Source organism: Paenibacillus oceani, from assembly GCF_014705615.1.
GTDB classification, from domain to species: domain Bacteria; phylum Bacillota; class Bacilli; order Paenibacillales; family NBRC-103111; genus Paenibacillus_AB; species Paenibacillus_AB oceani.
In genome coordinates, this window is the sequence record NZ_JACXJA010000068.1 from 14,531 (window position 1) to 36,087 (window position 21,557).

General features: G+C 56.4%; 19 protein-coding genes. All 19 read left to right on the plus strand.

The genetic code is table 11. The features are described 5' to 3' along the window. The first annotated feature begins 23 nt into the window (after window positions 1-23). The 19 genes from spoVAC to odhB all read left to right on the plus strand — a co-directional run bounded on the left by spoVAC (window position 24) and on the right by odhB (window position 20,976). On the plus strand, window positions 24-506 hold the full coding sequence (gene spoVAC, locus IDH45_RS32675; RefSeq protein WP_397327125.1) for a stage V sporulation protein AC: 483 nt from the start codon (window positions 24-26) through the stop codon (window positions 504-506). A gap of 1 nt (window position 507) precedes the next feature. After that, window positions 508-1,524 carry a stage V sporulation protein AD gene (gene spoVAD / locus IDH45_RS32680; RefSeq protein ID WP_190932350.1) on the plus strand — a complete coding sequence of 339 codons (1,017 nt, stop codon included), beginning with the start codon at window positions 508-510 and terminating at the stop codon, window positions 1,522-1,524. 11 nt (window positions 1,525-1,535) lie between these two features. Beyond that, the gene (spoVAE, locus tag IDH45_RS32685) at window positions 1,536-1,901 is read left to right on the plus strand and encodes a stage V sporulation protein AE (protein WP_190932367.1); all 366 of its coding nucleotides are present in this window, start codon (window positions 1,536-1,538) and stop codon (window positions 1,899-1,901) included. A 323-nt stretch (window positions 1,902-2,224) separates the two neighbouring features. Next, window positions 2,225-4,324, plus strand: coding sequence for an LTA synthase family protein (locus tag IDH45_RS32690; protein WP_223837228.1), 2,100 nt, complete (start codon window positions 2,225-2,227; stop codon window positions 4,322-4,324). Between the two features lie 451 nt (window positions 4,325-4,775). Beyond that, complete coding sequence (locus tag IDH45_RS32695; RefSeq protein WP_190932351.1) at window positions 4,776-5,735, plus strand: AAA family ATPase; 960 nt, start codon at window positions 4,776-4,778, stop codon at window positions 5,733-5,735. 83 nt (window positions 5,736-5,818) lie between these two features. Then, complete coding sequence (locus IDH45_RS32700; protein ID WP_223837229.1) at window positions 5,819-6,991, plus strand: DUF58 domain-containing protein; 1,173 nt, start codon at window positions 5,819-5,821, stop codon at window positions 6,989-6,991. Window positions 6,992-6,994: 3 nt separating this feature from the next. Continuing rightward, on the plus strand, window positions 6,995-9,226 hold the full coding sequence (locus IDH45_RS32705; protein WP_190932353.1) for a transglutaminase family protein: 2,232 nt from the start codon (window positions 6,995-6,997) through the stop codon (window positions 9,224-9,226). A gap of 184 nt (window positions 9,227-9,410) precedes the next feature. Further along, window positions 9,411-9,992, plus strand: coding sequence for a YqeG family HAD IIIA-type phosphatase (locus tag IDH45_RS32710; protein ID WP_190932369.1), 582 nt, complete (start codon window positions 9,411-9,413; stop codon window positions 9,990-9,992). A gap of 1 nt (window position 9,993) precedes the next feature. After that, complete coding sequence (gene yqeH / locus IDH45_RS32715; RefSeq protein WP_190932354.1) at window positions 9,994-11,106, plus strand: ribosome biogenesis GTPase YqeH; 1,113 nt, start codon at window positions 9,994-9,996, stop codon at window positions 11,104-11,106. Between the two features lie 50 nt (window positions 11,107-11,156). Continuing rightward, complete coding sequence (aroE, locus tag IDH45_RS32720; RefSeq protein WP_190932355.1) at window positions 11,157-12,014, plus strand: shikimate dehydrogenase; 858 nt, start codon at window positions 11,157-11,159, stop codon at window positions 12,012-12,014. Between the two features lie 34 nt (window positions 12,015-12,048). Next, window positions 12,049-12,339, plus strand: coding sequence for a ribosome assembly RNA-binding protein YhbY (gene yhbY / locus IDH45_RS32725; RefSeq protein WP_190932356.1), 291 nt, complete (start codon window positions 12,049-12,051; stop codon window positions 12,337-12,339). An 89-nt stretch (window positions 12,340-12,428) separates the two neighbouring features. Further along, window positions 12,429-13,016 (plus strand): nicotinate-nucleotide adenylyltransferase, encoded by a 588-nt coding sequence (locus IDH45_RS32730; protein WP_190932357.1) that lies wholly within the window; start codon window positions 12,429-12,431, stop codon window positions 13,014-13,016. Next, entirely contained in the window at window positions 13,006-13,590 is a 585-nt protein-coding gene (gene yqeK / locus IDH45_RS32735) for a bis(5'-nucleosyl)-tetraphosphatase (symmetrical) YqeK (protein WP_190932358.1), read from the plus strand. The genes IDH45_RS32730 and yqeK overlap by 11 nt, the downstream gene beginning before the upstream one ends. 45 nt (window positions 13,591-13,635) lie before the next feature. After that, window positions 13,636-13,983, plus strand: coding sequence for a ribosome silencing factor (gene rsfS / locus IDH45_RS32740; protein WP_190932359.1), 348 nt, complete (start codon window positions 13,636-13,638; stop codon window positions 13,981-13,983). Beyond that, window positions 13,980-14,882, plus strand: coding sequence for a CvfB family protein (locus IDH45_RS32745; RefSeq protein ID WP_190932360.1), 903 nt, complete (start codon window positions 13,980-13,982; stop codon window positions 14,880-14,882). Before rsfS ends, IDH45_RS32745 begins: the two co-directional genes overlap by 4 nt. Before the next feature lie 240 nt (window positions 14,883-15,122). Then, a complete protein-coding gene (locus tag IDH45_RS32750; protein WP_190932361.1) occupies window positions 15,123-15,956 on the plus strand; it encodes a class I SAM-dependent DNA methyltransferase in 834 nt (277 codons plus the stop codon). Window positions 15,957-15,961: 5 nt separating this feature from the next. Continuing rightward, window positions 15,962-16,606 carry an HD domain-containing protein gene (locus tag IDH45_RS32755; RefSeq protein WP_190932362.1) on the plus strand — a complete coding sequence of 215 codons (645 nt, stop codon included), beginning with the start codon at window positions 15,962-15,964 and terminating at the stop codon, window positions 16,604-16,606. Between the two features lie 214 nt (window positions 16,607-16,820). Next, window positions 16,821-19,685, plus strand: coding sequence for a 2-oxoglutarate dehydrogenase E1 component (locus IDH45_RS32760; protein WP_190932363.1), 2,865 nt, complete (start codon window positions 16,821-16,823; stop codon window positions 19,683-19,685). Between the two features lie 13 nt (window positions 19,686-19,698). Then, on the plus strand, window positions 19,699-20,976 hold the full coding sequence (odhB, locus tag IDH45_RS32765) for a 2-oxoglutarate dehydrogenase complex dihydrolipoyllysine-residue succinyltransferase (RefSeq protein ID WP_190932364.1): 1,278 nt from the start codon (window positions 19,699-19,701) through the stop codon (window positions 20,974-20,976). Window positions 20,977-21,557 lie beyond the last annotated feature (581 nt).

The following is a 21,557-nucleotide window of genomic DNA, read 5'->3' on the forward strand; positions in this document are numbered from 1 at the left end:
TACCGATATGAGGAGAGATACGCATGGCAACGATGGCCGCGAAAAAGAAAAAGCTCACTCCCGTTCAGCAGGAGTACCAGACGCTCGCCAAAAAGAAGGAGCCCCCGAGACCTCTCGTCAAAAATTGCGTGCGAGCTTTCGTGGCCGGAGGCGTGATCTGCGTATTCGGGCAGCTGCTGACGGAAATGTTCATTCACTTCTTCGGCTTCACCGAAAAAACGGCCGGCAGCCCGACAGTGGCCGTACTGATTTTTATAGCGGTCGTATTGACGAGCCTGGGCGTGTATGACAAGCTTGCCCAGTGGGCCGGGGCTGGCACGGCCGTCCCGGTGACGGGCTTCGCCAACTCGATGTGTTCGGCCGCGATCGAGCATCGCAGCGAAGGGCTCGTCCTCGGAACGGGCGGCAATATGTTCAAGCTGGCCGGTTCGGTCATCGTGTTCGGGACGGTGGCCGCGTTTATCATCGGGATTATCCACATGCTGCTGGATTGGGGAGGGTTTTGACATGCTGACGGGACATCAGACGTGGAAATTTCCAATCCCGCCCGTCATCCTGTCGACGGCTACGGTCGTCGGCCCGGACGAAGGGGAAGGGCCGCTGGTGAACGATTTCGACATCGTGCACGGAGACTTGATGCTCGGGCAGGACAGCTGGGAGAAGGCGGAACGCGTGCTGCTCGAAGAATCGACCAAGCTGGCCGTGGAAAATGCCGGTCTGACGAACGGAGATATCCAATGTTTCGTCGCCGGAGATTTGATGAACCAGATCATCAGCGCTACGTTCGCCGCCCGCACGTTGTCGGTTCCGTATCTGGGCGTATTCGGCGCCTGCTCCACCTCGATGGAAAGCCTGGCGATCGCGTCGCTGCTGGTCAGCTCCGGAGCGGCCAATCATGCGCTCGCTGCGACAAGCAGCCATAACTGTACGGTGGAGAAGCAGTTTCGTTACCCGACCGAATACGGGTCGCAGAAGCCTCCTACCGCTCAATATACGGTGACCGGCTCCGGAGCCGCCGTATTGGGCCGGGAAGGCCGAGGACCGCGTGTAACGTCCGCTACGATCGGGCGCGTCGTGGATATGGGGATTACCGACCCGTTCAACATGGGAGCCGCGATGGCACCGGCGGCGGTAGATACGATTGAGGCGCACTTGCGCGATTTGAATATCGAGCCGGGGTATTACGATATGATCGTAACAGGCGATCTGGCTACGGTCGGGTATTCGATCGCGAACGAACTGTTCGAGAAGCATCGCATCCCGATGCATCAAACAAACTATTACGATTGCGGTCTGCTCGTGTACGACGTAAATACCCAGGACGTCCAAGCCGGAGGCAGCGGCTGCGCCTGTTCGGCGGTCGTCACCTACGGACATTTGCTGAAAAAGATCAAAAGTGGCGAGATGGACCGGCTGCTTGTCGTCGCTACCGGAGCACTGTTGTCCCCGCTTTCTTTTCAGCAAGGGGAGAACATTCCTTGCATCGCGCACGCGGTCGCCATCGAAAGCGGAAGGAGAGGCTGAATATGAATCTCATGCAGTTTGTCTGGGCGTTCGTCATCGGCGGCGCCATATGCGTGATCGGCCAGTTGCTGATGGACGGCGTCAAGCTGACGCCGGCTCATACGATGAGCACGCTCGTCGTGGCCGGTGCGGTCGTGGACGGTATTGTGATCGGCAACAAAAGCTTGTACGACCGGTTCATCGAATTTGCCGGCGCCGGTGCGACCGTGCCGATTACGAGCTTCGGCAACTCGCTTGTGCACGGAGCTTTGCAGGAGTACAAGCTTCACGGTGCGACTGGCATCATTACCGGGATTTTCGAGGTGACGAGCGCCGGAGTGTCGGCCGCGATTATTTTCTCCTTCCTCGCCGCAACCTTTGTCAAACCCAAAGGGTGAGGGCAGCGAGGAACAAGCCACATACTTCATAGGAGAAGGAACAGCCGACTCTTGCAAGATCAGGCTATATGATGCGGATGGACCTGGGTTTGGCGATCAGCCGGCCTGTTTCCATACAGCGGATAAGCTCCGATTTTGCAGGATTGCGGCTGGTTTCTTTTTGTGGGCACAACTGGAAAAAAGTCCTGAAACGTGCTTTGATGCCTAGATCAACTCATGGTATAATTAAATCTGTTTTAAATAAAACTAAATCGCTTACAACATGATGATAATTAGCTAGATATAGAAGGTTATCCAATCGGGTGGACGGGGAGAAGAAACCTATGGGGAAATGGTTGGGGATCGCGGCTTCATATTTCAAAAAACGATATATGCTGCTTCTGCTTACCGGATGGCTCGTCCTCTTTATGGAGTCGATTAGCCGGAATCAGATTTGGGGCGCGCTGTCATGGAGTTTTTTGCATATTCCCGCTTTTGTGCTGAATGCCGTATTCATATTCGGCGCTTTGCTCGTACTCACTTCCGTGACCGGAAGGATGAGGCTTTCCTACTGGCTGGTGTCCGCCACGGGTTTTACGCTGGCCCTGATCAGCGGCGTCAAGCTGAAGATGATCGGAATACCGCTGCTGCCTTGGGATTTCGTGCTGACCGGAGAAGCGAGCGATATGGTGGAATATTTAAAAAATATTTTCACCTTCCAACTTGTCACCGATGTGGTCATTTTCTTCGCGGTCAGCTGGCTGCTACTGTATAGAACGAGTCATATCGTGAAAGTGATCCGCTGGAAAGAACGGCTTGCTTTTGCGCTGCTCGCCGTCTTGTTCGTCGCCGCCGTTTATTGGGACAAACCGTTGCCGGTCAAAGCGGCGTTCGGGATCGGCCCCATCCCTTGGGACCAGTCGGAGCATGTGGGAACGAACGGCCTGCTGCTCGCCACCGTTCTGAATCTCGACTATATGAACGTGAATAAAATGGAAGATTATGACAGTGACAAAATATCTGCAATTGTGACGGCCGGAGCGAAGCCCGCTCTTCCCGAATCCTCCGTCAAGCCAAATGTGATCGTCGTGCTCAGCGAATCGCTGTGGGACCCGTCGCAGCTGACAACCGTCAAATTCAGCGAGGACCCGATGCCTTTCCTGCACGAGCTCCAGCAAAAAACGGCTAGCGGAACGCTGCTCTCGCCTCAATTCGGAGGCGGAACGGCGAACGTAGAGTTCGAGGTGTTGTCCGGCAACTCGATGCGGTTTTTGCCGCAGGGGACCATTCCGTACAACCAGCACATCACTCACGGAATTGATTCGATAGCGAGCATTATGAGCAGGAAGCACGGTTATCATGCGACCGCAATCAGCCCTTATCACAGATGGTATTTTAATAGCGATAAAGTATATCAGAACTTCGGATTTTCCCAGTATATTTCGCTTGAGTTTTTTAATCCGGTGTACGAAGGACCGTATATCGCGGACAGCGAAGTCGCTAAAATCATTATGGACCAAACGGAAAAAACGGCTGGGCGGGATTTCGTTTTCGCCAATACGATGCAAAATCATTTTCATTATTACCCGGGAAAGTTTAAGGAAAATACGATCAGCGTGGAAGGCGATATCCCGGAAGATACGAGAGGGATACTGGAAACATACGCGCAGGGCGCAAAGGGCGCCGACGATATGCTGAAAACGCTGGTGGAGCACTATCAACGCTCCGACGAGCCGACGATCATCGCATTTTTCGGCGACCATCTGCCGTATCTGGGCGACGATTACAAAGCGTATAAGGACACCAAGTGGATTACCGGCGAGAACGATCCGGACTTCCTGAACAAGATCTACCGGACGCCGCTCGTCGTCTGGAGCAACTATTTGCCCGAACAAAAAGAAACGCTTAATATGAGCCCTTCCTTCCTGGGCCCGTACTTGCTCGACAAGGCGAAGCTGTCCGGCAATTATTACACCGACTTTTTGCTTGAGCTGTCGAAGAAATATCCGGTCATACCGCCGCAAAATTATTATGCCGACATGAAGATCGATTTCGCCGACATTAAGCGGTACGAGATGCTGCAGTATGACATTATGTTTGGGGAACGGTACGCCTACGGAGATCTCAAGAGCAAGATCGTCAACCCGAACTATGTCCTCGGCCTCGGACCGATGCGGATCGAGCGGGTTACGCCCGATAAGATCAAAGCCGGCAAAGTGACGGAGATCACGGTCAGAGGCGCGAATATTCCTGCGCTTGGCGTTGTCTGCGCGAACGGTAAGGTGCTGCCGACTAAGCCGGATGAGACCGGAGCGTTGACCGCGAAGCTGCCGGCGGACGCGTGGAAGTCCGGAACGGTGGATCTGCAAGTCAAGGTGATCGACAGCAAAGAGATTATCGTGGCCGAATCGGCCGTCTACAAGCTGCATAGCGAATCCAAATAATATCCGAAAGAGCCGATCGTCCGCAAGCGGATGCCGGCTCTTAATTTTAATTTGCGCCATGATGCTGCTTTGGGGGGGGGAATCCTTTCTGATCTTTATGCGAACGGAGATTCAATCACGCAGCGGGACCACAAGACATACACCTGGAGCGGACTAGTTTTACGTTCTAATAAAAAGTAAGCGACTAACTGAAACTTTTGCCGGTTGGAAACGTATACATTATGATGCGAAAACCGTTGAACGGAATGAGAGTAAAGCAGCCTGCTTTCGAACAGACAGACACTTTTTTCTAACGTCCGGGGACTATACGCGGTTTTTCAATTCTTGTAGAATAGAATAAACAGCCTTGTAAGAAGGTTTCCGCCCGCATTCCAGGGGCGTCGAAACGGCTTTGAAGCGGGGAACGCTTCACTCGAACGGAACTACGGATCATGGAGAGGAGCAGGACGATATGGATGCACCTGGTATGGAAGAATTTACCTTATTGAAGCAGCTGAAGACAAATTTGGAATCCTGCATTCTGGGCAAACAGGCCGAAGTCGAATTGCTGTTAACCGCAGTGCTCGCCGGAGGACACGTACTGCTCGAAGATGTGCCCGGAACCGGTAAAACGGTTCTCATTAAAGCGTTAGCCAAATCCGTACAAGGACAGTTCCGCCGCATCCAGTGCAACCCCGATTTATTGCCGACCGATATTACCGGAGTCGCGATTTACCATCCGAAGGAAGAAACGTTTATGTTCCGGCCCGGTCCGGTTATGACGAATATTTTGTTGGCCGATGAGATCAACCGCGCTACAACGAAGACCCAGTCGGCTTTGCTGGAAGCGATGGAGGAGCACAGCGTCACGGTCGACGGAGACTGCCATGCGCTGCCTGAGCCGTTCATTCTGCTGGCTACACAAAACCCGATCGATTTCGAAGGCACTTACGTGCTTCCGGAAGCGCAGCTCGACCGGTTTATGATGAAATTCAGCCTCGGCTATCCGGATCACGAGACGGAGAAAAAGATGCTGTTCTCTCAAGCAAGCGGTCATCCGCTCGACAGGCTCGAGCCCATAGCCGATGTAAGACGTATAACCGATCTGCAGCAAAAGGTAAGACAGGTGCATGTCGACGATGCCGTCGCTGACTACGTCGTGTCCATCGCCCGGAAGACTCGCGAGCATTCTTCCGTATTTTTGGGAGCGAGCCCACGTGCGACGATCGCCCTGCTGCAAGCCTCCAAGGCGTTTGCGTACATACGCGAACGGGAGTATGTCATCCCGGACGACATTAAATTTTTGACCCCATACGTGTTCGGACACCGGATGATTTTACACTCCGAAGCGAGAATCGAAGGGATGACCGTGGAATCGGTTCTCCAGTCGATCTTCCAGCAGGTGAGGGTTCCCGTCCGGCTCGAGAAATAACGGGTTACGCGCGGAAATGGGGTGAGCGATAAACGATGTGGATTTTTGCCAGATATTCAGCCCGCTTCTGGGGTATTTTCTCTTTGTTCGCTTTCAGTCTCCTGTTTTTGCTGTTCCAGGGCGGAAAGCTCGCATTTATGGTTTTCATTATCGTGGCCGCGTTATGCCTGTATTTGGCGTTAAGCCGCTGGAGCGGCATATCCAAAACCGAGGGCAGCCGGTCCTTGCTTAACAGCGAGCACGAAGCCGTCGTCGAAGCCGGGACGTCGCTCGCGGTCAAAATCGATGTGCATATTCCCGGCCTGTGGCCGATTCCTTACGTATCGATCAAGGACCGACTCGTCCGCCGGGGCGGGGAGGAGCACGTATTCGAGACGTTCCTGATCCCCGACTGGAAGCGCCGCGGGGAAGTGTCCTACCGGACGCCGCCGCTGCGCAGAGGGTATTACCATTTCGGAGATACCGATTGCGCAACCGAGGATATTTTCGGTTTGTTCCAGCACCGGGGACGGCTGGAGATGCCGCATACGTTCGGCGTCCTTCCCCAAAAGACGCATATCCGCGACTGGAAGCAGCTGCACCAGTTGTTCCGCGGCATGCACCACCATTCGGCAACGACCCGCTCCCATCGGGAGACGACGCAGATCAACGGCGTCCGTGAATACATTTACGGGGACCGGTTATCGCGGATTCACTGGAACGCGACGGCTAAGACCGGGACGTGGAAATCGAAGGAGTTCGAACGGGAGTCTTTGCCGAAAACCGTCATTCTGCTCGACCGGAACATCCGCGCTTATCGCAGCAAGGAGCATTTCGAGCTGGCGGTATCGATCGTCGCCTCTCTGATCGATTACGGCGCGAGCCGGGACTTGGCGCTTGGGCTGCTGTCAGTAGGCAAAAACTCCAAATATTTCGAACCGAAGCTGAGCGCGAGCCATCAGAAAACGATTATGAACCATTTGATTGACGTCGAGCCGGACGGCCAGCACGCGCTGATTGATGTGCTGAGAGACCGGGCGCGTCTGTTTATGCCGGGCGTGTTTTTTACGATCGTATCTCCCCAGTATGGCGAGACGATGATTCAATCGTTGTCCTGGATCGAGCAGCGCCAGATGAACCCTTGTCATATGTGGGTCGCTAGCGACGTCCCGTCTGCCGACCAGGAACGCTGGAAGCGGCAACTGCAGACGACGGGAACGATGGGATACGCCGTCGCCTCGCTCGACGAGCTCGCTCTTGCGCTGGGAGGACGGTGACCTATGGATAATCAACGCTGGTGGAGCAGGCTGCTGCTCCAGGACTGGGCGGACCGGATGACGGCCGTGCTGACGGGGTTGTTCCTGTTCCAGTTCGTCCTGTGGATCGAGAAAGAAAATCAGGTTTGGCTGCCGGAGACGGTGCGGATCGTCGAACTGACTTTGCTTGTCGTTCTGGCGGTGGAACTGTTTCCGAAGCTGATCTGGGCGGCGCGCCGCCTGCTGCAGATCGCCCTCGTCTTCTGGGTGACGGGGTCCGTAACCGGCTTCGTACCGCAGTGGCCTGCTCCCGTTAAGTTTCGCGAGCTTGGCGGCGTGCTTGCCGACAATTTCATGCAGTTTGCGCCTTTTATCTGGTTCGCCCTGGCGGCGTGGCTGGTCGCGCTGGTCGCCAACTGGTGGCTGAAAGCCAAGTGGCGGATTATGGTTGCGCTCGTGTTATCGGTATCCGTATTCGCGATTCGCGATTCGTTCAGCTTTCTGGTTTTGTGGAAGCAAGTGGCCATTCTTATTTTTTGCGGCCTGTTTTTGCTGGTGATCCGCCACTTTGCCGGACTGAAGAGAAAAAATCCGGTCGGCTGGTCGCACTTGGCCGAATATCCCGCTTACATTGCGCTTCCGATCATTATGCTCGTGTCGCTGGTCATCTTCCTCGGCACGCTCGCCCCGGACGTCCGGGCGATCATGACCGACCCGTATACGCTGTGGAAAAACATGCGGGGCGAGCAAATAACGGTATTTAATAAAGGGTTCGGCACGAGCTCCGTGCTCGGCGGCGATTCCTCGTCGGGTTACAGCCGCAATGACTCGACGCTTGGCGGCGAATTCTCGTTCGACTATACGCCGGTGTTGTCGATCTCGACTACCCACCGCAGCTATTGGCGCGGCGAGACGCGTTCGCTGTATACGGGCAAGGGTTGGATCGTCAGCGATATCGAGCGGAGAACTCCGCTCGTGCCGGCGGCGCTGGAAGCGGAGTTGCCCGAGGACGCGCGGCTGGCGCCGACCCAGCTCAAGACGGTGGAAGTGACGCAGACGGTAACCGTGCTGAGCGAAGCGGACGAGGAGTACCCGGTGCTGTTCGGAGCATATTCGGTCGATAAAGTGCAGTCAGTCGTCCGCAGCGGCGGCAACGTAAATCTGACCCCGCTCCAATGGTCGCCGCGTCTGGCCGAGCTGCGCTGGAACGGAAGCGCCAGACAGGCTTACCCGGAGACGTACACGGTAACGTCCCAGGTGCCGATCATCGAAGAGGCCGAGCTGCGCAAAGTGCCGTCCGTCCTGACGAGCCGGGTCGGGCTCGAGGAATATTTGTTTTTGCCGGAAACGCTGCCTAACCGGGTGAGAGATCTGGCTTTGCAGGTTACGCAGTCGGGAACTAACATGTATGACAAAGTGAAGCTGCTCGAGCAATATTTATCGACCACGTTCCCGTACACGAACACGCCCGATCTGGGCAAGGGCCGGAGCCGCGACTTCGTGGATCGCTTCCTGTTCGAGATTAAGGAAGGGTACTGCGACTATTATTCGACGGCGATGGCGGTTATGGCCCGCTCGCTCGGCTTCCCCGCCCGCTGGGTAAAAGGGTATACGCCGGGGGCAAGCGCCTTCGATCAGGCGATGCTCGGGATCGAGGAGGAACTGCTTAACCCGGACGGAGCCGGAGATTACACGGTACGGAATTCGGACGCCCATTCCTGGGTCGAGATTTACTTCCAGGGGTACGGTTGGATTCCGTTCGAGCCGACGGCCGGTTTTGCACTTCCGCTCTTCGCCGAGGAGGAAGAGATCGTTACGGCTCCCGTCACGGAATCGTCGACCGATACGCCAGACTCGGCTGCCGGAGACAGCCGCGTGATTCCTGTTGCGGTCGGCACCGGAGCAGGCGTGCTGGGAATCTCGATTCTGGCCGGGATGTTGTGGGTAAACCGCAGGAAGTTTTCGTTTATGCGGACGTTCAAGCCGCTCGGACGGAATCTGGACGCGAACCAGAGGGCGGTACTCGAGTTCGAGAAGCTGATCCGGTACGCCAGATGCAAAGGGTATTCGCGCTCAGACCACGAAACGGTGAGGGAGATGGCGGAGCGCTGGATCGTCAAAGACAAATGGCTGCAGAAAGATATGGAATCGCTGCTGCTGCTGTTTGAGAAAGCGAAATACAGCGATGCCCGTATTAGCGAGGAGGAGCTCTCGGTCTTCTCGCGGACGGTCCATAAGCTGAGGGAACAGATGTAAGCGAACGTGCAAAAAGCCGGCAGGAACGACCAGCGTCGTTTCCGCCGGCTTTTTCTGGATTGGGGAGCGCTCAGCGGGCGGGATATCGGTGGTGAAGGGCCGAAGGCGGATCGGTATCCGCAAAATCGCGCTGCCGCAAGCGGGCGTCCGTCAAGCCGGCGAGTCCGATTCCCTTTTGCAGGGTATGGACATCTATGGTATAGTTTGTCGTATATATAAGGATGCAAAGGAGTTTGAACAGCGCTTGCTGAAAAAATTGATTCCGCAAAAAAGCGTCCACTCGATATACGAGATTGATGTTCAGACGTTGTGGATGTCCGGTGTCCGGGGCATTATTACGGATCTGGACAATACGCTCGTGGGTGCGAAGCATCCCCAGGCGACGCCGGAGCTGCTCGATTGGCTGAGGCGTCTGCAGGAGATCGGCTTTCAGGTGGTCATCGTCTCCAATAACAATCGGCTTCGCGTGTCGACGTTCTCCGAGCCGTTGTCTATCCCTTACATATTCCGTGCGAAGAAGCCCGGGAATGCCGCGTTTCGCCGAGCGCTGCAAATCATGTCGCTCGCTCCGGACCAGACCGTCGTCATCGGCGATCAGATGCTGACCGACGTTCTCGGCGGAAACCGACTCGGACTGTACACGATTCTGGTTCGTCCGATCGAGCTGCGAGACGAAGGGTTTTTTACCAAAGTGAACCGCAGAATCGAAAAGGTCGCGCTTTCTTGGATGAAGCGCAAAGGCCTAATGGAATGGGAGGACACGTAACATGGCGGAGCATAATCTGCGCTGTTCCGGGTGCGGCATCCAGGTCCAGACAGAGAAGCCGGAAGAGCTCGGGTACGCGCCCGAAGCGGCTTTGAAGCGCGATCCGCTCTTATGTCAGCGCTGCTTCCGGATTAAGCATTACAATGAAATGTCCAGCGTAACACCCGATCAGGACGAATTTCTCAAAATATTAAGCGGGATCGGCAGTACGGATGCGTTAATCGTGCATATCGTCGACCTGTTCGATTTTGAAGGAAGCCTGATCGGCGGCTTGCACCGTTTTGTCGGCAGCAACCCGGTCGTGCTCGTCGTCAACAAGATCGACCTGCTGCCCAAAGCGATCAACACCAACCGGATCTTGAACTGGGTGCAGCGCATGGCAAAGGAGAACGGGCTCAAAACCGCGGAAATCGTCCTGTGCAGCGCCAAGAAAAATATCGGCTTCGACCGCGTCGTCGAAGCGGTCGCTCGGCTCCGCAAGGACAAAGACGTCTACGTGGTCGGCGCTACCAATGTCGGCAAGTCGACCTTGATCAATCGTCTCATCCGGGATTACAGCGATCTGGAGTCGGAGCTGACCGTCTCCCCGTATCCGGGCACTACGCTTGATCTGGTCCAGATTCCGCTGGACGACGGGCGGTTCATTATCGATACGCCGGGGATCGTCTATAAGCACCGGCTTACGGAGCTGATCGACAAGAAGGATATGCAGACGCTGCTGCCGGATAAGCCGATCAAGCCGGCGGTTTATCAATTGAACGAGCAGCAGACGTTGTATTTCGGCGCATTGGCCCGTTTTGATTTTGTACAGGGTGCCCGACAATCGTTTACTTGTTACATCTCCAACGCGGTGCCGATTCACCGGACGAAGCTGGAGCGTGCGGATGAGCTTTATGCGACGCATAAAGGCGAAATGCTCGCTCCTCCGCACAAGGACCGGCTGGAGTTATTACCGCCGCTCGTCAAGCATGCGTTCCGCATCCCGAAAGGAAGCTTGTCCGATATATTGATATCCGGACTGGGCTGGATCGCGATCAACAGCGATGCCGGCGCGCAAGTCGTCGTTCATGCGCCCAAAGGCGTAAAAGTGGCCGTACGCAGCTCTTTGATCTGAAGAGCGGCGGACGGTCGTCGTCATCTTGTAGTACGGGGAGAAGAGCCAGGATGAAGCAGGGGAATATGGACACTGCAACGGTCATGCATGGCGTGTTCGGGGACCCGATCAAACATTCCAAGTCGCCGGTTATGCATAACCGGGCTTTCCGTGAGCTTGGATTGAATGCCGCCTATGCCGCGTTTCACGTCCGGCAGGGTCAACTGAAGGATGCGGTCGCCGGAATACGCGCCATGCAGTTTCGCGGAGTGAACGTAACGATTCCGCACAAGCTCGAAGTGATGGACTATCTGGATGAAATTTCCGAGGATGCCGTGGCGATCGGGGCGGTCAATACGATCGTTAACGACGACGGCAAGCTGACGGGCTACAACACCGACGGGATCGGATATGTGCGCTCCTTGAAGGAGGAGGCCGGATTTGCGGCGGCCGGCAAGAAGGTGCTGATGCTTGGAGCCGGCGGAGCCGCTCGCGGCGTGGCGTATGCACTTGCCAAAGAAGGCGCATCCGCGGTCTACATCGCCAACCGGACCGTATCGAAAGCGGTTCAGCTGGCCGATTCGATCCGTCCGTTCACGACATCCGAAGGCATCGGCTTCGACTCGATCGTGGACGTCCGGGACGAGATCGATCTGATCGTGCATAATACGGAAGTCGGCATGCATCCGAACGTGGACGAAGTGCTGATCGATACTTCGTGGTTCCACGAAGGGCTAACCATCAGCGATATCGTCTACAATCCGCTCGTTACCCGCTTGTTGCGGGAAGCTGCGGAGCGGAGGGCCAAGACGCACGGCGGACTGGGCATGTTCATATACCAGGGCGCCTATGCGTTTGAATATTGGACCGGACGTGAAGCTCCGGTTGCCGCGATGCGGGAAGCGGTGCTGGAGGCATTTGGAAGCTAACAGGAGCTAGAGGTTTTTGAGGGGGACCATACGGATGTTAACAGGAAAACAAAAACGGCATTTACGGTCGCTCGCCCACCATTTGAATCCAATTTTTCAAGTCGGCAAAGGCGGCACGAACGAGCATCTGATTCAACATATCCAGGAAGCGCTGGAAGTCCGGGAACTGATCAAAGTATCGGTGCTTAACAATTGTCTGGATGACAGCGACGAGATTGCGGCCGAGCTGGCCGAAAAGTCCGGCGCCGAGCTTGTGCAGCGGATCGGCAAGACGATTGTGCTTTACAAGGAATCGAAAGAGAACAAGCAGATCGTGCTTCCTTAACGGGTGTACGTGCAACGAGAGTCTTGTGTCCGAGAGGACAAGCGGAATAACTGCACATTCGGCGAATGGGCAGGGCGGGAGTGTCGGGGATGAAGGTAGGTATTATGGGAGGAACGTTCGACCCGATTCATCAAGGACATCTGCTGGCCGCGGAGCGCGCGAGGGAGGAAGCCGGGCTGGACGAGGTATGGTTCATGCCTTCCAGCACGCCGCCGCATAAGCCGAACGCGCCGAAAGCGTCGGCCGGGCAGCGGCTCGCGATGGTCGAAGCGGCGATAGCCGGCAATCCGTTTTTTCGGGCGGAGCCGCGCGAGATTCTTCGCGGAGGCACCTCGTATACGGTCGATACGGTTCGGGAGCTGAAAGCGGCGTATCCCGGATATGATTTCTATTATATTATCGGCGCCGATATGGTGCAGTATTTGCCCCACTGGGTCCGGATCGAGGAGCTTGCCCGGATGATTACGTTTATCGGGCTAACCCGGCCGGGTTACTCTACGGATGTAAGCGGGCTGCACGAAGCGATTCGGGACAAAGTGCTGCAGGTAACGATGCCGCAGGTCGACATTTCCTCTACGTTAATCCGGAATATGCGAAGGTGCGGCCAATCGGTTCGATATCTCGTGCCGGAGACGGTCGTATCTTATATCGAGGGGAATCGGTTGTATGAATCGTGAATCATTACTGGAAGCGACCCGCAGTCAGATGCCGGCAAGACGATGGGAGCATACGCTTGGTGTCATGAGCTCGGCGGTTGCTCTGGCGAAGCGTTACGGCGCGGACCCGGAGCGGGCGGAGCTTGCCGCATTGCTGCACGATTACTGCAAATATTGGCCGATCGACGAGCAGCGCCGGGTATATGCCGAAGAAGGGCTCGATCCGGAACTGCTGGACTACGATCCGCAGCTGCTGCACGGCCCGATTGCGGCCGAGGTCGTCCGCAAACGTCACGGCATCGCTGACGAGGAAGTGCTGGATGCGATCCGGTACCATACGTCCGGCCGGGAGAACATGACGCTGCTTGACAAAATGGTTTGTTTGGCCGATTATATCGAACCGGGCCGGGATTTCCCCGGTGTGCATATAATCCGGGAAATTGCCGACCATAGCTTGGAGAGAGCGCTGATAGCCGGCCTGGATTCGACGATCCGGTTTTTGCTCGATAAAGGAAAGAAAGTATATCCGCTGACGCTTGCTGCCCGCAATGCGCTTCTTGAAGAGGCGGGCAGGGCCGGATTCGGAACGAAATAAAGGTTTGCCTATGCCAAGCAACAGCTAGTCTAAAGGAGGATGCAGATGAGCCAATCACCGGATCATTTGATGAACGAGATCGTAAAAGCGGTAGATGACAAAAAAGCGCACAATATCGTTGTGCTGAATTTGAAGGGCATATCGCTGCTGGCCGATTATTTCGTAATCTGTCACGGGAATTCCGATACGCAGGTACAAGCGATCGTCCAGGAAGTGCGCAAGAAAGCCGAAGCGATGGGGACGACGGTCCGGGGAATTGAAGGGTTCGATACGGCCCGCTGGGTGCTTGTAGACTTGGGCGATGTCGTGGTCCACGTCTTCCACCGGGATGAACGCGAGTATTACAATATCGAGCGTCTGTGGTCGGATGCGAAGGTGGTCGAGCTCGTATGAGATCGTCGGAGGAACGGATGGATGCCGGAAAGGTAGCGAAGCTGACGGTGGCGCGCGAAGTGCCGCCGAACGGCTTCTTTTTGACGAACGGGACCCGCGATGTGCTGCTACATTACAGCGAAGTGGTCGGGACGATCCAGCCCGGCGATGAAGTGGAAGCGTTTTTGTTTCACGATACGGAAGACCGGCTCGCCGCTACGATGAAAACGCCGAAAATCCGGTTAGGTGAAATCGGCTTGCTGGAAGTGGCCGACATTCATCCGAGATTCGGCTGTTTTCTGGAAATGGGGCTTGGACGCCAACTGCTGCTGCCTGCTTCCGAGCTTCCGGAAGCGAAGGAACTCCGGCCGAATCCGGGCGACTGCGTGTATGTGAGATTGGAGCACGACCGTCAGGGACGGATGACCGCGAAGCTGGCGGGAGAGAAAGAACTCGTGCCGCTGGCGTTCCGTGCGCCGGATTCGTGGAAGAACAGCTGGGTCGATGCGATCGTCTACAAGCAGCTGCAGATGGGCACATTCGTCGTATGCGACGGAGGCGTGCTTGGATTCGGAGCGATCGGGATGATCCATGAGAAAGAACGGACCCGGCCACTGCGTCTGGGCGAGAAAATCCAGGTGCGGGTCGTGTTCGTCCGGGACGACGGCCGGGTCAACTTGTCGATGCGCCAGCCGAAGCAGATCGGCCGGGAAGAGGATGCGGAGCGTATACTCAGCTTCCTGCGGGCCAGACCGGGAGGTTCGATGCCCTATTCCGACGAGACGCCGGCCGATGTCATCGCCTCCAAGTTCAATATCAGCAAGGCGGCGTTCAAGCGCGCGCTCGGTAAGCTGATGAAGGAAGGACTGATCACCCAGAAGGGCAGCTGGACGCATTTGGCGAAGAGCGACGACGAGTAGTTTTACGCGGCGGCTCCTTGCGATCAGATGAAGGAGACGGCTCGGCGGATCAAGTCCGAGTGCAGCGCGGGTCGTTTTCCGTTTCAGACTTAAGCTTACGTTTCTTGAGAAGCTTAGCCCATTCAGTTTGCAGTAAAAGCTGCCGCCGTATTGCGCAGGGTCATTCTTACAGCTTCGCCCAAGCTTCGTTCCGAAGCTTTCTTTTTTTTGGATGATTTTGGTCGAGGGGGGCCGGTACAGATGCGTTATGAACAATTTGCATACATCTACGACAAGCTGATGGAGGATATGCCTTATCCGCAATGGCTCCGGTTCATCCGCCAATGCTGGGACAGCTACGGCAAGCCGCAAACGGTCGTCGATCTCGGCTGCGGGACGGGGAACTTGACGATTCCGCTGGCTCAATCGGGCCTTCGCGTGTTCGGAATCGATTTGTCGGACGATATGCTCGCCGTGGCGCAAGAGAAAACGGAACAGCGCCACCGCACGTTTCCATTCGCTTCGGGCGGCTCCGTCACCTGGCTGCAGCAGGATATGACCGAATGGGAGCTGACCGAGCCGGTCGATTCGGTTATTTCGTGCTGCGACTGCATCAACTATTTGACCGAGGAGACGGATCTGGCCGGGACATTCCGCCGCACGTTCGCTGGATTGAAGGAAGGAGGCACGTTTATTTTCGACGTACATACCGAGCATCAGCTGAGATCTTATGCGGAGATGCAGCCCTTCCTGCTTAACGACGACGACGTTTCTTATATATGGACAAGCGAACTGGACGAGGAGCGGTGCGAGATCGAGCATGATTTGGCGATTTTCGTCCGCGAGTCGGAATGGCTGGCTGCGGATTCACAGACAAAGGAACCGGCGCGCGACCTGAAGGATACGAACGGAGCCCGGTATGTGAGGATCGACGAGACACATGTGCAGAGGGCGTATCCGCTGGAGCGGATCGAATCGCTGCTGCGGGAAGTCGGGTTTTCCCGGATTCACCGGTTCGCCGATTTTAAGCTCAAGCCGCCGGTTGCGGAGACGGAACGCGCCTTTTTCGTATGCGTCAAAACACCTGGGGAGTGAGTGCCATGAACGCGAATGTGCTGAAACGCGCGGAATCGTTCGCCAGGTCGTTTCATCAGGGCGACGCTTCCGGCCACGACTGGTCGCATATCGAGCGGGTCGTCCGGATGACAAGGACGATAGCGGCTGCCGAGAAGGCGGACCCGTTCATATGCGAGCTGGCGGCGCTGCTGCACGACGTGGCCGATCCGAAGCTGAATGCTTCCAAGGAAGCGGGGATCGCGAACGTGCGCGGGTTTCTCGATAGTCTTCCGATTCCGGCCGACGCCGCGGATCACGTGATCGCTATTATCGCCACGATGTCGTACAGCGAGGGGCCCGGTCGGCCGATGGCGACGACGGAAGGAAGAGTCGTCCGTGATGCGGACCGGTTGGATGCGATCGGTGCGATCGGCATCGCGAGAACGTTCGCCTATGCGGGCTGGAAGGGGCATCCGCTGCATGATGCGGCGCTCGCTCCGAGAGCAACGTGGACGCAGGAATCGTACGGCCGGGAGCGTTCAACGGCGATTTACCATTTTTACGAAAAGCTGCTGAAACTGAAAAGTCTGCTTCATACCGAAACTGCGCGAAAAATCGCGGATGAAAGACACCGTTTTATGGAAAGCTACTTGGAGCAGTTCCACAAAGAATGGAGCGGGAACGGCTAATCCGGTCCGGTCGTGCGGCGTGCATAAGCGCGTGGGAAACACGGAGGGAACGGGTCGCCGGTTCCTTCATGCCTATCTATATCAAAATTAGAACGATATTGTTCTAATTTAGCTATTACCAATATATTTCGATTCAGGTATAATGGAGACATAGTATGCATACATGAAACCGCGCTGCTTGTGGACGGGTGCGGAGCTGGAGGGAGCTGCTTCAATGAAGACCGGGGATGCGGGCATATTGTTTCCTTGGAGGACTGTATATGGGCCTAACTTAGGGTACGTTCAGGAACAGTACGAAATATACGAATCCGACCCGAATTCGGTGGACCCGACTTTTCGGGAATTGTTTGCGCGCGTCGGCGCGCCGCCAGCTACAGAGACAGAAGGGACGGCACAGCCGGCCGCTGCGCGCGTGCAGGTGGCAGACGGGCTTTCGTTGCAAAAGGCGGTCGCTGCCGGAAAGCTGATCTGGAATATTCGCACTTACGGCCATTTGGCGGCGGACATCGATCCGCTGGGCCTAAGCGCATCTGCCGATACACGTTTGATTGAGCCGGAAACGTTTGGACTGACGAAGGAAGATTTGGAAGCACTGCCTGCGACCTTGATCTGGGAAAATGCTCCGGATGACGTCGTTAACGGGTGGGAAGCGATCGAACGGCTTCGCAGCACCTATACGCGGACGATCGCCTATGAGTTCGCTCATGTCCATGAAGAGCGGGAGCGGGAGTGGCTGAACAAGCGCGCCGAGAACGGCGAACCGCTGGCCGAACCGTCAACCGTGAAGGAAAAAACCGAGCTGCTCGGCCGATTGATCGACGCGGAGCAATTCGAGGCGTTTCTGCACCGGACGTTCGTCGGCCAGAAGCGGTTTTCCGTAGAAGGAAACGACGCCTTGATTCCGCTGCTCGACGAGATCGTCCGCTCGGTCGCACGCGACGGGGCCGGCCATCTGCTGATGGGAATGGCGCACCGTGGAAGACTGAACGTGCTGGCTCATATTCTCGGCAAGCCGTACAGCCGCATTTTCGCGGAATTTCACCATTCGCCGAATAAAGACCTGGTGCCGTCGGAAGGCTCGACCGGCATTAACTACGGCTGGACCGGCGATGTGAAATACCACCTTGGCGCAGACCGTTCGGTAGCGGATCACGGCAATACGATCCGGATCGTGCTCGCGAACAACCCGAGCCATCTGGAATTTGTCAATCCGGTCGTCGAAGGCTTCGCCCGCGCGGCCCAAGAAGACCGCGGACAGGCGGGATGGCCGCAGCACGACCCGAGCAAGGCCGCAGCCGTGCTGATTCACGGCGACGCCGCTTTTGCGGGCGAGGGCATCGTTCCGGAGACGCTGAACTTCAACCGTCTGACGGGATACCGCAACGGTGGGACGATCCATATTATCGTCAACAACAGGCTCGGATTTACGACGGACAGCGCGGATTCGCGCTCGACTCACTATGCGAGCGACTTGGCGAAAGGGTTCGAAATTCCAGTCGTTCACGTCAATGCCGACGATCCGGAAGCGTGCGTCGCCGCCGCCCGGATGGCCTGCGAGTTCCGCGACCTGTTCAAGAAAGACTTCCTGATCGATCTGATCGGCTACCGCAGATACGGTCATAACGAATCGGACGATCCGGAGTCGACGCAGCCGCTTATGTATTCTAAAGTGCGCAACCATCCGACTGTCAGCGAGCTGTACGCATCCCAGCTGGAGAAGGAAGGCGTCATTACCCGGGACCAATACGAGCAGATGAAGCAGGAGACGGTCTCCCGTCTTCAGGAAGCTTATGAAGATATGAAAAACGCTGATAAGCTGGGCGAAGACCGCACATGGGCGGCGGCGGACAGCGAGGCTGCTCCGGCGGAGCTCGTCACCGCGGTGCCGCTCGATAAGCTGCGCGAAATCAATCAAGATCTGTTGAAGCGTCCGGCAAGCTTCAACCCGTATCCGAAGCTGCAGCGCATCCTGGAGCGCAGAGCGGGCGCGCTGGACGAAGGCGGCAAGGTCGACTGGGCGCTGGCCGAAACGCTCGCGTTCGCGACGATCCTGGCCGACGGCAAGCCGGTCCGGCTGAGCGGACAAGATTCGCAGCGCGGCACGTTCGCGCACCGGAACATCGTGCTTCATGATCCGCAGACCGGCGAGACGTATTGTCCGCTGCACGATCTGCCGCAAGCGAAAGCTTCGTTCGCGGTTCATAACAGTCCGCTGTCCGAAGCGTCCGTTCTCGGCTTCGAGTACGGGTACAACGTATTCGCTCCCGAAACGTTCGTGCTGTGGGAAGCGCAATATGGCGATTTTGCCAATGCGGGCCAAGTAATCATCGACCAGTTCATCTCCGCCGGACGCGGCAAATGGCGTCAGAAGTCGAGCCTCACCTTGCTGCTGCCTCACGGCTACGAAGGGCAAGGGCCGGAGCACTCAAGTGCACGTCTGGAACGTTTCCTGCAGCTGTCCGGGGAAGAGAACTGGACGGTCGTCAATATGACGAAGGCTTCGCAATATTTCCACCTGCTGCGCAAGCAGGCGATGCTCTCCGAGACGGAGGACGCGCGTCCGCTTATCGTGATGGCGCCGAAGAGCCTTATCCGCAACCCGCGGGTCGCCTCGGCCGGTACGGAGCTTAGCGAAGGCGCGTTCCAGCCGGTGCTGGAGCAGCAAGGAACCGGGCTTCAAGCGGAACAGGTCGAACGAATCGCCTTGTGCAGCGGGAAAATCGCCGTCGATCTGGAAGAGGCGATCTCGGAAAACGGGCAGTCGCAGCAGGAATGGCTTCACATTATTCGCGTGGAGCAACTGTATCCGTTCCCTGCCGAGGAAATCTCGAACATTTTCGCACGGTACGGCAATTTGAAAGAAATCGTATGGGTTCAGGAAGAACCTAAAAATATGGGCGCTTGGTTCTTTATGGAGCCAAGAATCCGGGAAATTGCCCCGCAAGGCGCAGAGGTCCGGTATATCGGACGCCGGGAGCGTTCCAGTACCGCAAGCGGTTATCAAACCGTCCATACGTTCGAGCAGCGTCAAATCATTGAGAACGTTCAAGATCGAAGCTTCTTCGATAACAACCGATAAGGAGGCCGCGGCTGTGTCAGACATCAAAATACCCGAGATGGGCGAATCGATCACCGAAGGAACGATATCCAAATGGATGGTGAAAGTTGGAGATCGTGTCGGAGCAGGCGATCTGCTTCTTGAATTGGAAACGGACAAGGTCAATTTGGAGGTAAGCGCCGACTCCGCCGGCGTTATTGCAGAAATCCGCAGAGGCGAAGGCGATACGGTTCAAGTAGGTGAAGTCGTAGGAACGATCGGCGCCGCGGGAGCGGAGCCGGCTGCACCTGCCGTGGAGGCGCAGGCTTCTGCGGCTCCGGCTCCAGCCGCACCGGCGGAAGCCGCTTCCGCTCCGGTACAGGCCGCTCCGTCCGTTATCGCAGTATCGGCTCCGGGCGTCGCCGCTTCCCCTTCGGCCAGAAAGCTGGCCAGAGAGCGCGGAATCGACCTGCAGCAAGTTCAGCCGAGCGATCCGAACGGACGGATCAGCCGTACCGACGTCAGCTCCGCGCAGGATCAGGCGTCTGCTCCGGCAGCGCCTGCCGCGCCGGCTGCCCGTCCGCAAACGACAAGCGGCATTACGGCGGCATCGGCATCGGAAGATCCGAGCAAACCGGTTGAGATCATTAAGATGTCGAGACGCCGTCAGACGATCGCGACCCGCCTTGTGGAAGCTCAGCGCACGGCAGCGATGCTGACTACGTTTAACGAGGTCGACATGACCCGGATTCTCGATATCCGCAAACGCCGCAAGCAGTCGTTCCAAGAGAAAAACGATGTCGGCCTCGGCTTTATGTCCTTTTTCACCAAAGCGGTTGTCGGCGCGCTGAAGAAGTACCCGCTGCTTAACGCGGAAATCGACGGCGACCGGATTATCGCCAAAAAATATTACGACATCGGGATCGCGGTCGCGGCCAAGGAAGGACTGGTCGTTCCGGTCGTACGTGATGCAGACCGTCTCGGCTTCGCCGAGATCGAGAAACGGATCGCCGATTTGGCAGGCAAGGCGCGGGCGAACACGCTCCAGCTGTCCGACCTGCAAGGCGGCACCTTCTCGATCACGAACGGCGGCGTCTTCGGCTCGCTGCTGTCCACGCCGATTTTGAACACACCGCAGGTAGGCATCCTCGGGATGCACAAAATCCAGTGGCGTCCGATCGCGCTGGACGAGCAGCGGATGGAAAACCGGCCGATGATGTACATCGCCCTGTCGTACGATCACCGGATCGTCGACGGTGCCGAAGCAGTACGTTTCCTTGTGACCATCAAGGAACTGCTGGAAGATCCGGAATCGCTGCTGCTTGAAGGATAAGCGGGCACGTTCCCGGTAACGGGTTGCATATATCCCAAAGGGGATCGACAGAAGTATTGGATGCTGTCGGTCCTCTTTTTTTTTGTAGGAAGCGCGGGGGTGCGGGAAGGACGGACGGAGTGAAATGGAGCCAATGGAACGGAGTGGAAGGGCTTCAGCCCGCTGAAAAGGTTGCCCGGTAACGGTTGCGTTTACACAGACAGGGCGGGGAGGGGGCGCAAGAATGGATTCGTATGGAAACGTGTCCGAATACGCAAAGAAAGTAGCAGGTATAGAAAGTAGCAAATGTTAGTTAAATTTCTCTTGAACAGCCCTCTTGAGTACTTCCTCATGGGCAGGCGGCCTGGTGGGACCGAGGGGGAATAGAAGTCTTTTGCAGCTGTTATTTGGTTTGCACAACCGCCGACTAGGGATTTAAGAGCTTTTACCACCTCTTATTTAGCCGCTTTTTCGCGTTTTTGGGGAAACGGGCTAAAATAACGGCCTCAAATCGTAACTACTTAGGTACAAAAAAGTGAAAGGTAAAGAAACTGGAATTAAAAGAGGAATTTACCTTGAAGAGACAAGGAGAGGGAAGAGAG

Excerpts from the sequence above, each read along its gene's own strand:
- IDH45_RS32690 (WP_223837228.1), top strand. The coding sequence starts at position 2,225 with ATGGGGAAATGGTTGGGGATCGCGGCTTCATATTTCAAAAAACGATAT.
- spoVAD (WP_190932350.1), top strand. The coding sequence starts at position 508 with ATGCTGACGGGACATCAGACGTGGAAATTTCCAATCCCGCCCGTCATC.
- spoVAC (WP_397327125.1), top strand. The coding sequence starts at position 24 with ATGGCAACGATGGCCGCGAAAAAGAAAAAGCTCACTCCCGTTCAGCAG.
- IDH45_RS32760 (WP_190932363.1), top strand. The coding sequence starts at position 16,821 with ATGAAGACCGGGGATGCGGGCATATTGTTTCCTTGGAGGACTGTATAT.
- yqeH (WP_190932354.1), top strand. The coding sequence starts at position 9,994 with ATGGCGGAGCATAATCTGCGCTGTTCCGGGTGCGGCATCCAGGTCCAG.
- yhbY (WP_190932356.1), top strand. The coding sequence starts at position 12,049 with ATGTTAACAGGAAAACAAAAACGGCATTTACGGTCGCTCGCCCACCAT.
- IDH45_RS32750 (WP_190932361.1), top strand. The coding sequence starts at position 15,123 with ATGCGTTATGAACAATTTGCATACATCTACGACAAGCTGATGGAGGAT.
- IDH45_RS32745 (WP_190932360.1), top strand. The coding sequence starts at position 13,980 with ATGAGATCGTCGGAGGAACGGATGGATGCCGGAAAGGTAGCGAAGCTG.
- IDH45_RS32705 (WP_190932353.1), top strand. The coding sequence starts at position 6,995 with ATGGATAATCAACGCTGGTGGAGCAGGCTGCTGCTCCAGGACTGGGCG.
- yqeK (WP_190932358.1), top strand. The coding sequence starts at position 13,006 with ATGAATCGTGAATCATTACTGGAAGCGACCCGCAGTCAGATGCCGGCA.
- IDH45_RS32710 (WP_190932369.1), top strand. The coding sequence starts at position 9,411 with ATGGACATCTATGGTATAGTTTGTCGTATATATAAGGATGCAAAGGAG.
- rsfS (WP_190932359.1), top strand. The coding sequence starts at position 13,636 with ATGAGCCAATCACCGGATCATTTGATGAACGAGATCGTAAAAGCGGTA.
- spoVAE (WP_190932367.1), top strand. The coding sequence starts at position 1,536 with ATGCAGTTTGTCTGGGCGTTCGTCATCGGCGGCGCCATATGCGTGATC.
- IDH45_RS32695 (WP_190932351.1), top strand. The coding sequence starts at position 4,776 with ATGGATGCACCTGGTATGGAAGAATTTACCTTATTGAAGCAGCTGAAG.
- aroE (WP_190932355.1), top strand. The coding sequence starts at position 11,157 with ATGAAGCAGGGGAATATGGACACTGCAACGGTCATGCATGGCGTGTTC.
- IDH45_RS32730 (WP_190932357.1), top strand. The coding sequence starts at position 12,429 with ATGAAGGTAGGTATTATGGGAGGAACGTTCGACCCGATTCATCAAGGA.
- IDH45_RS32755 (WP_190932362.1), top strand. The coding sequence starts at position 15,962 with ATGAACGCGAATGTGCTGAAACGCGCGGAATCGTTCGCCAGGTCGTTT.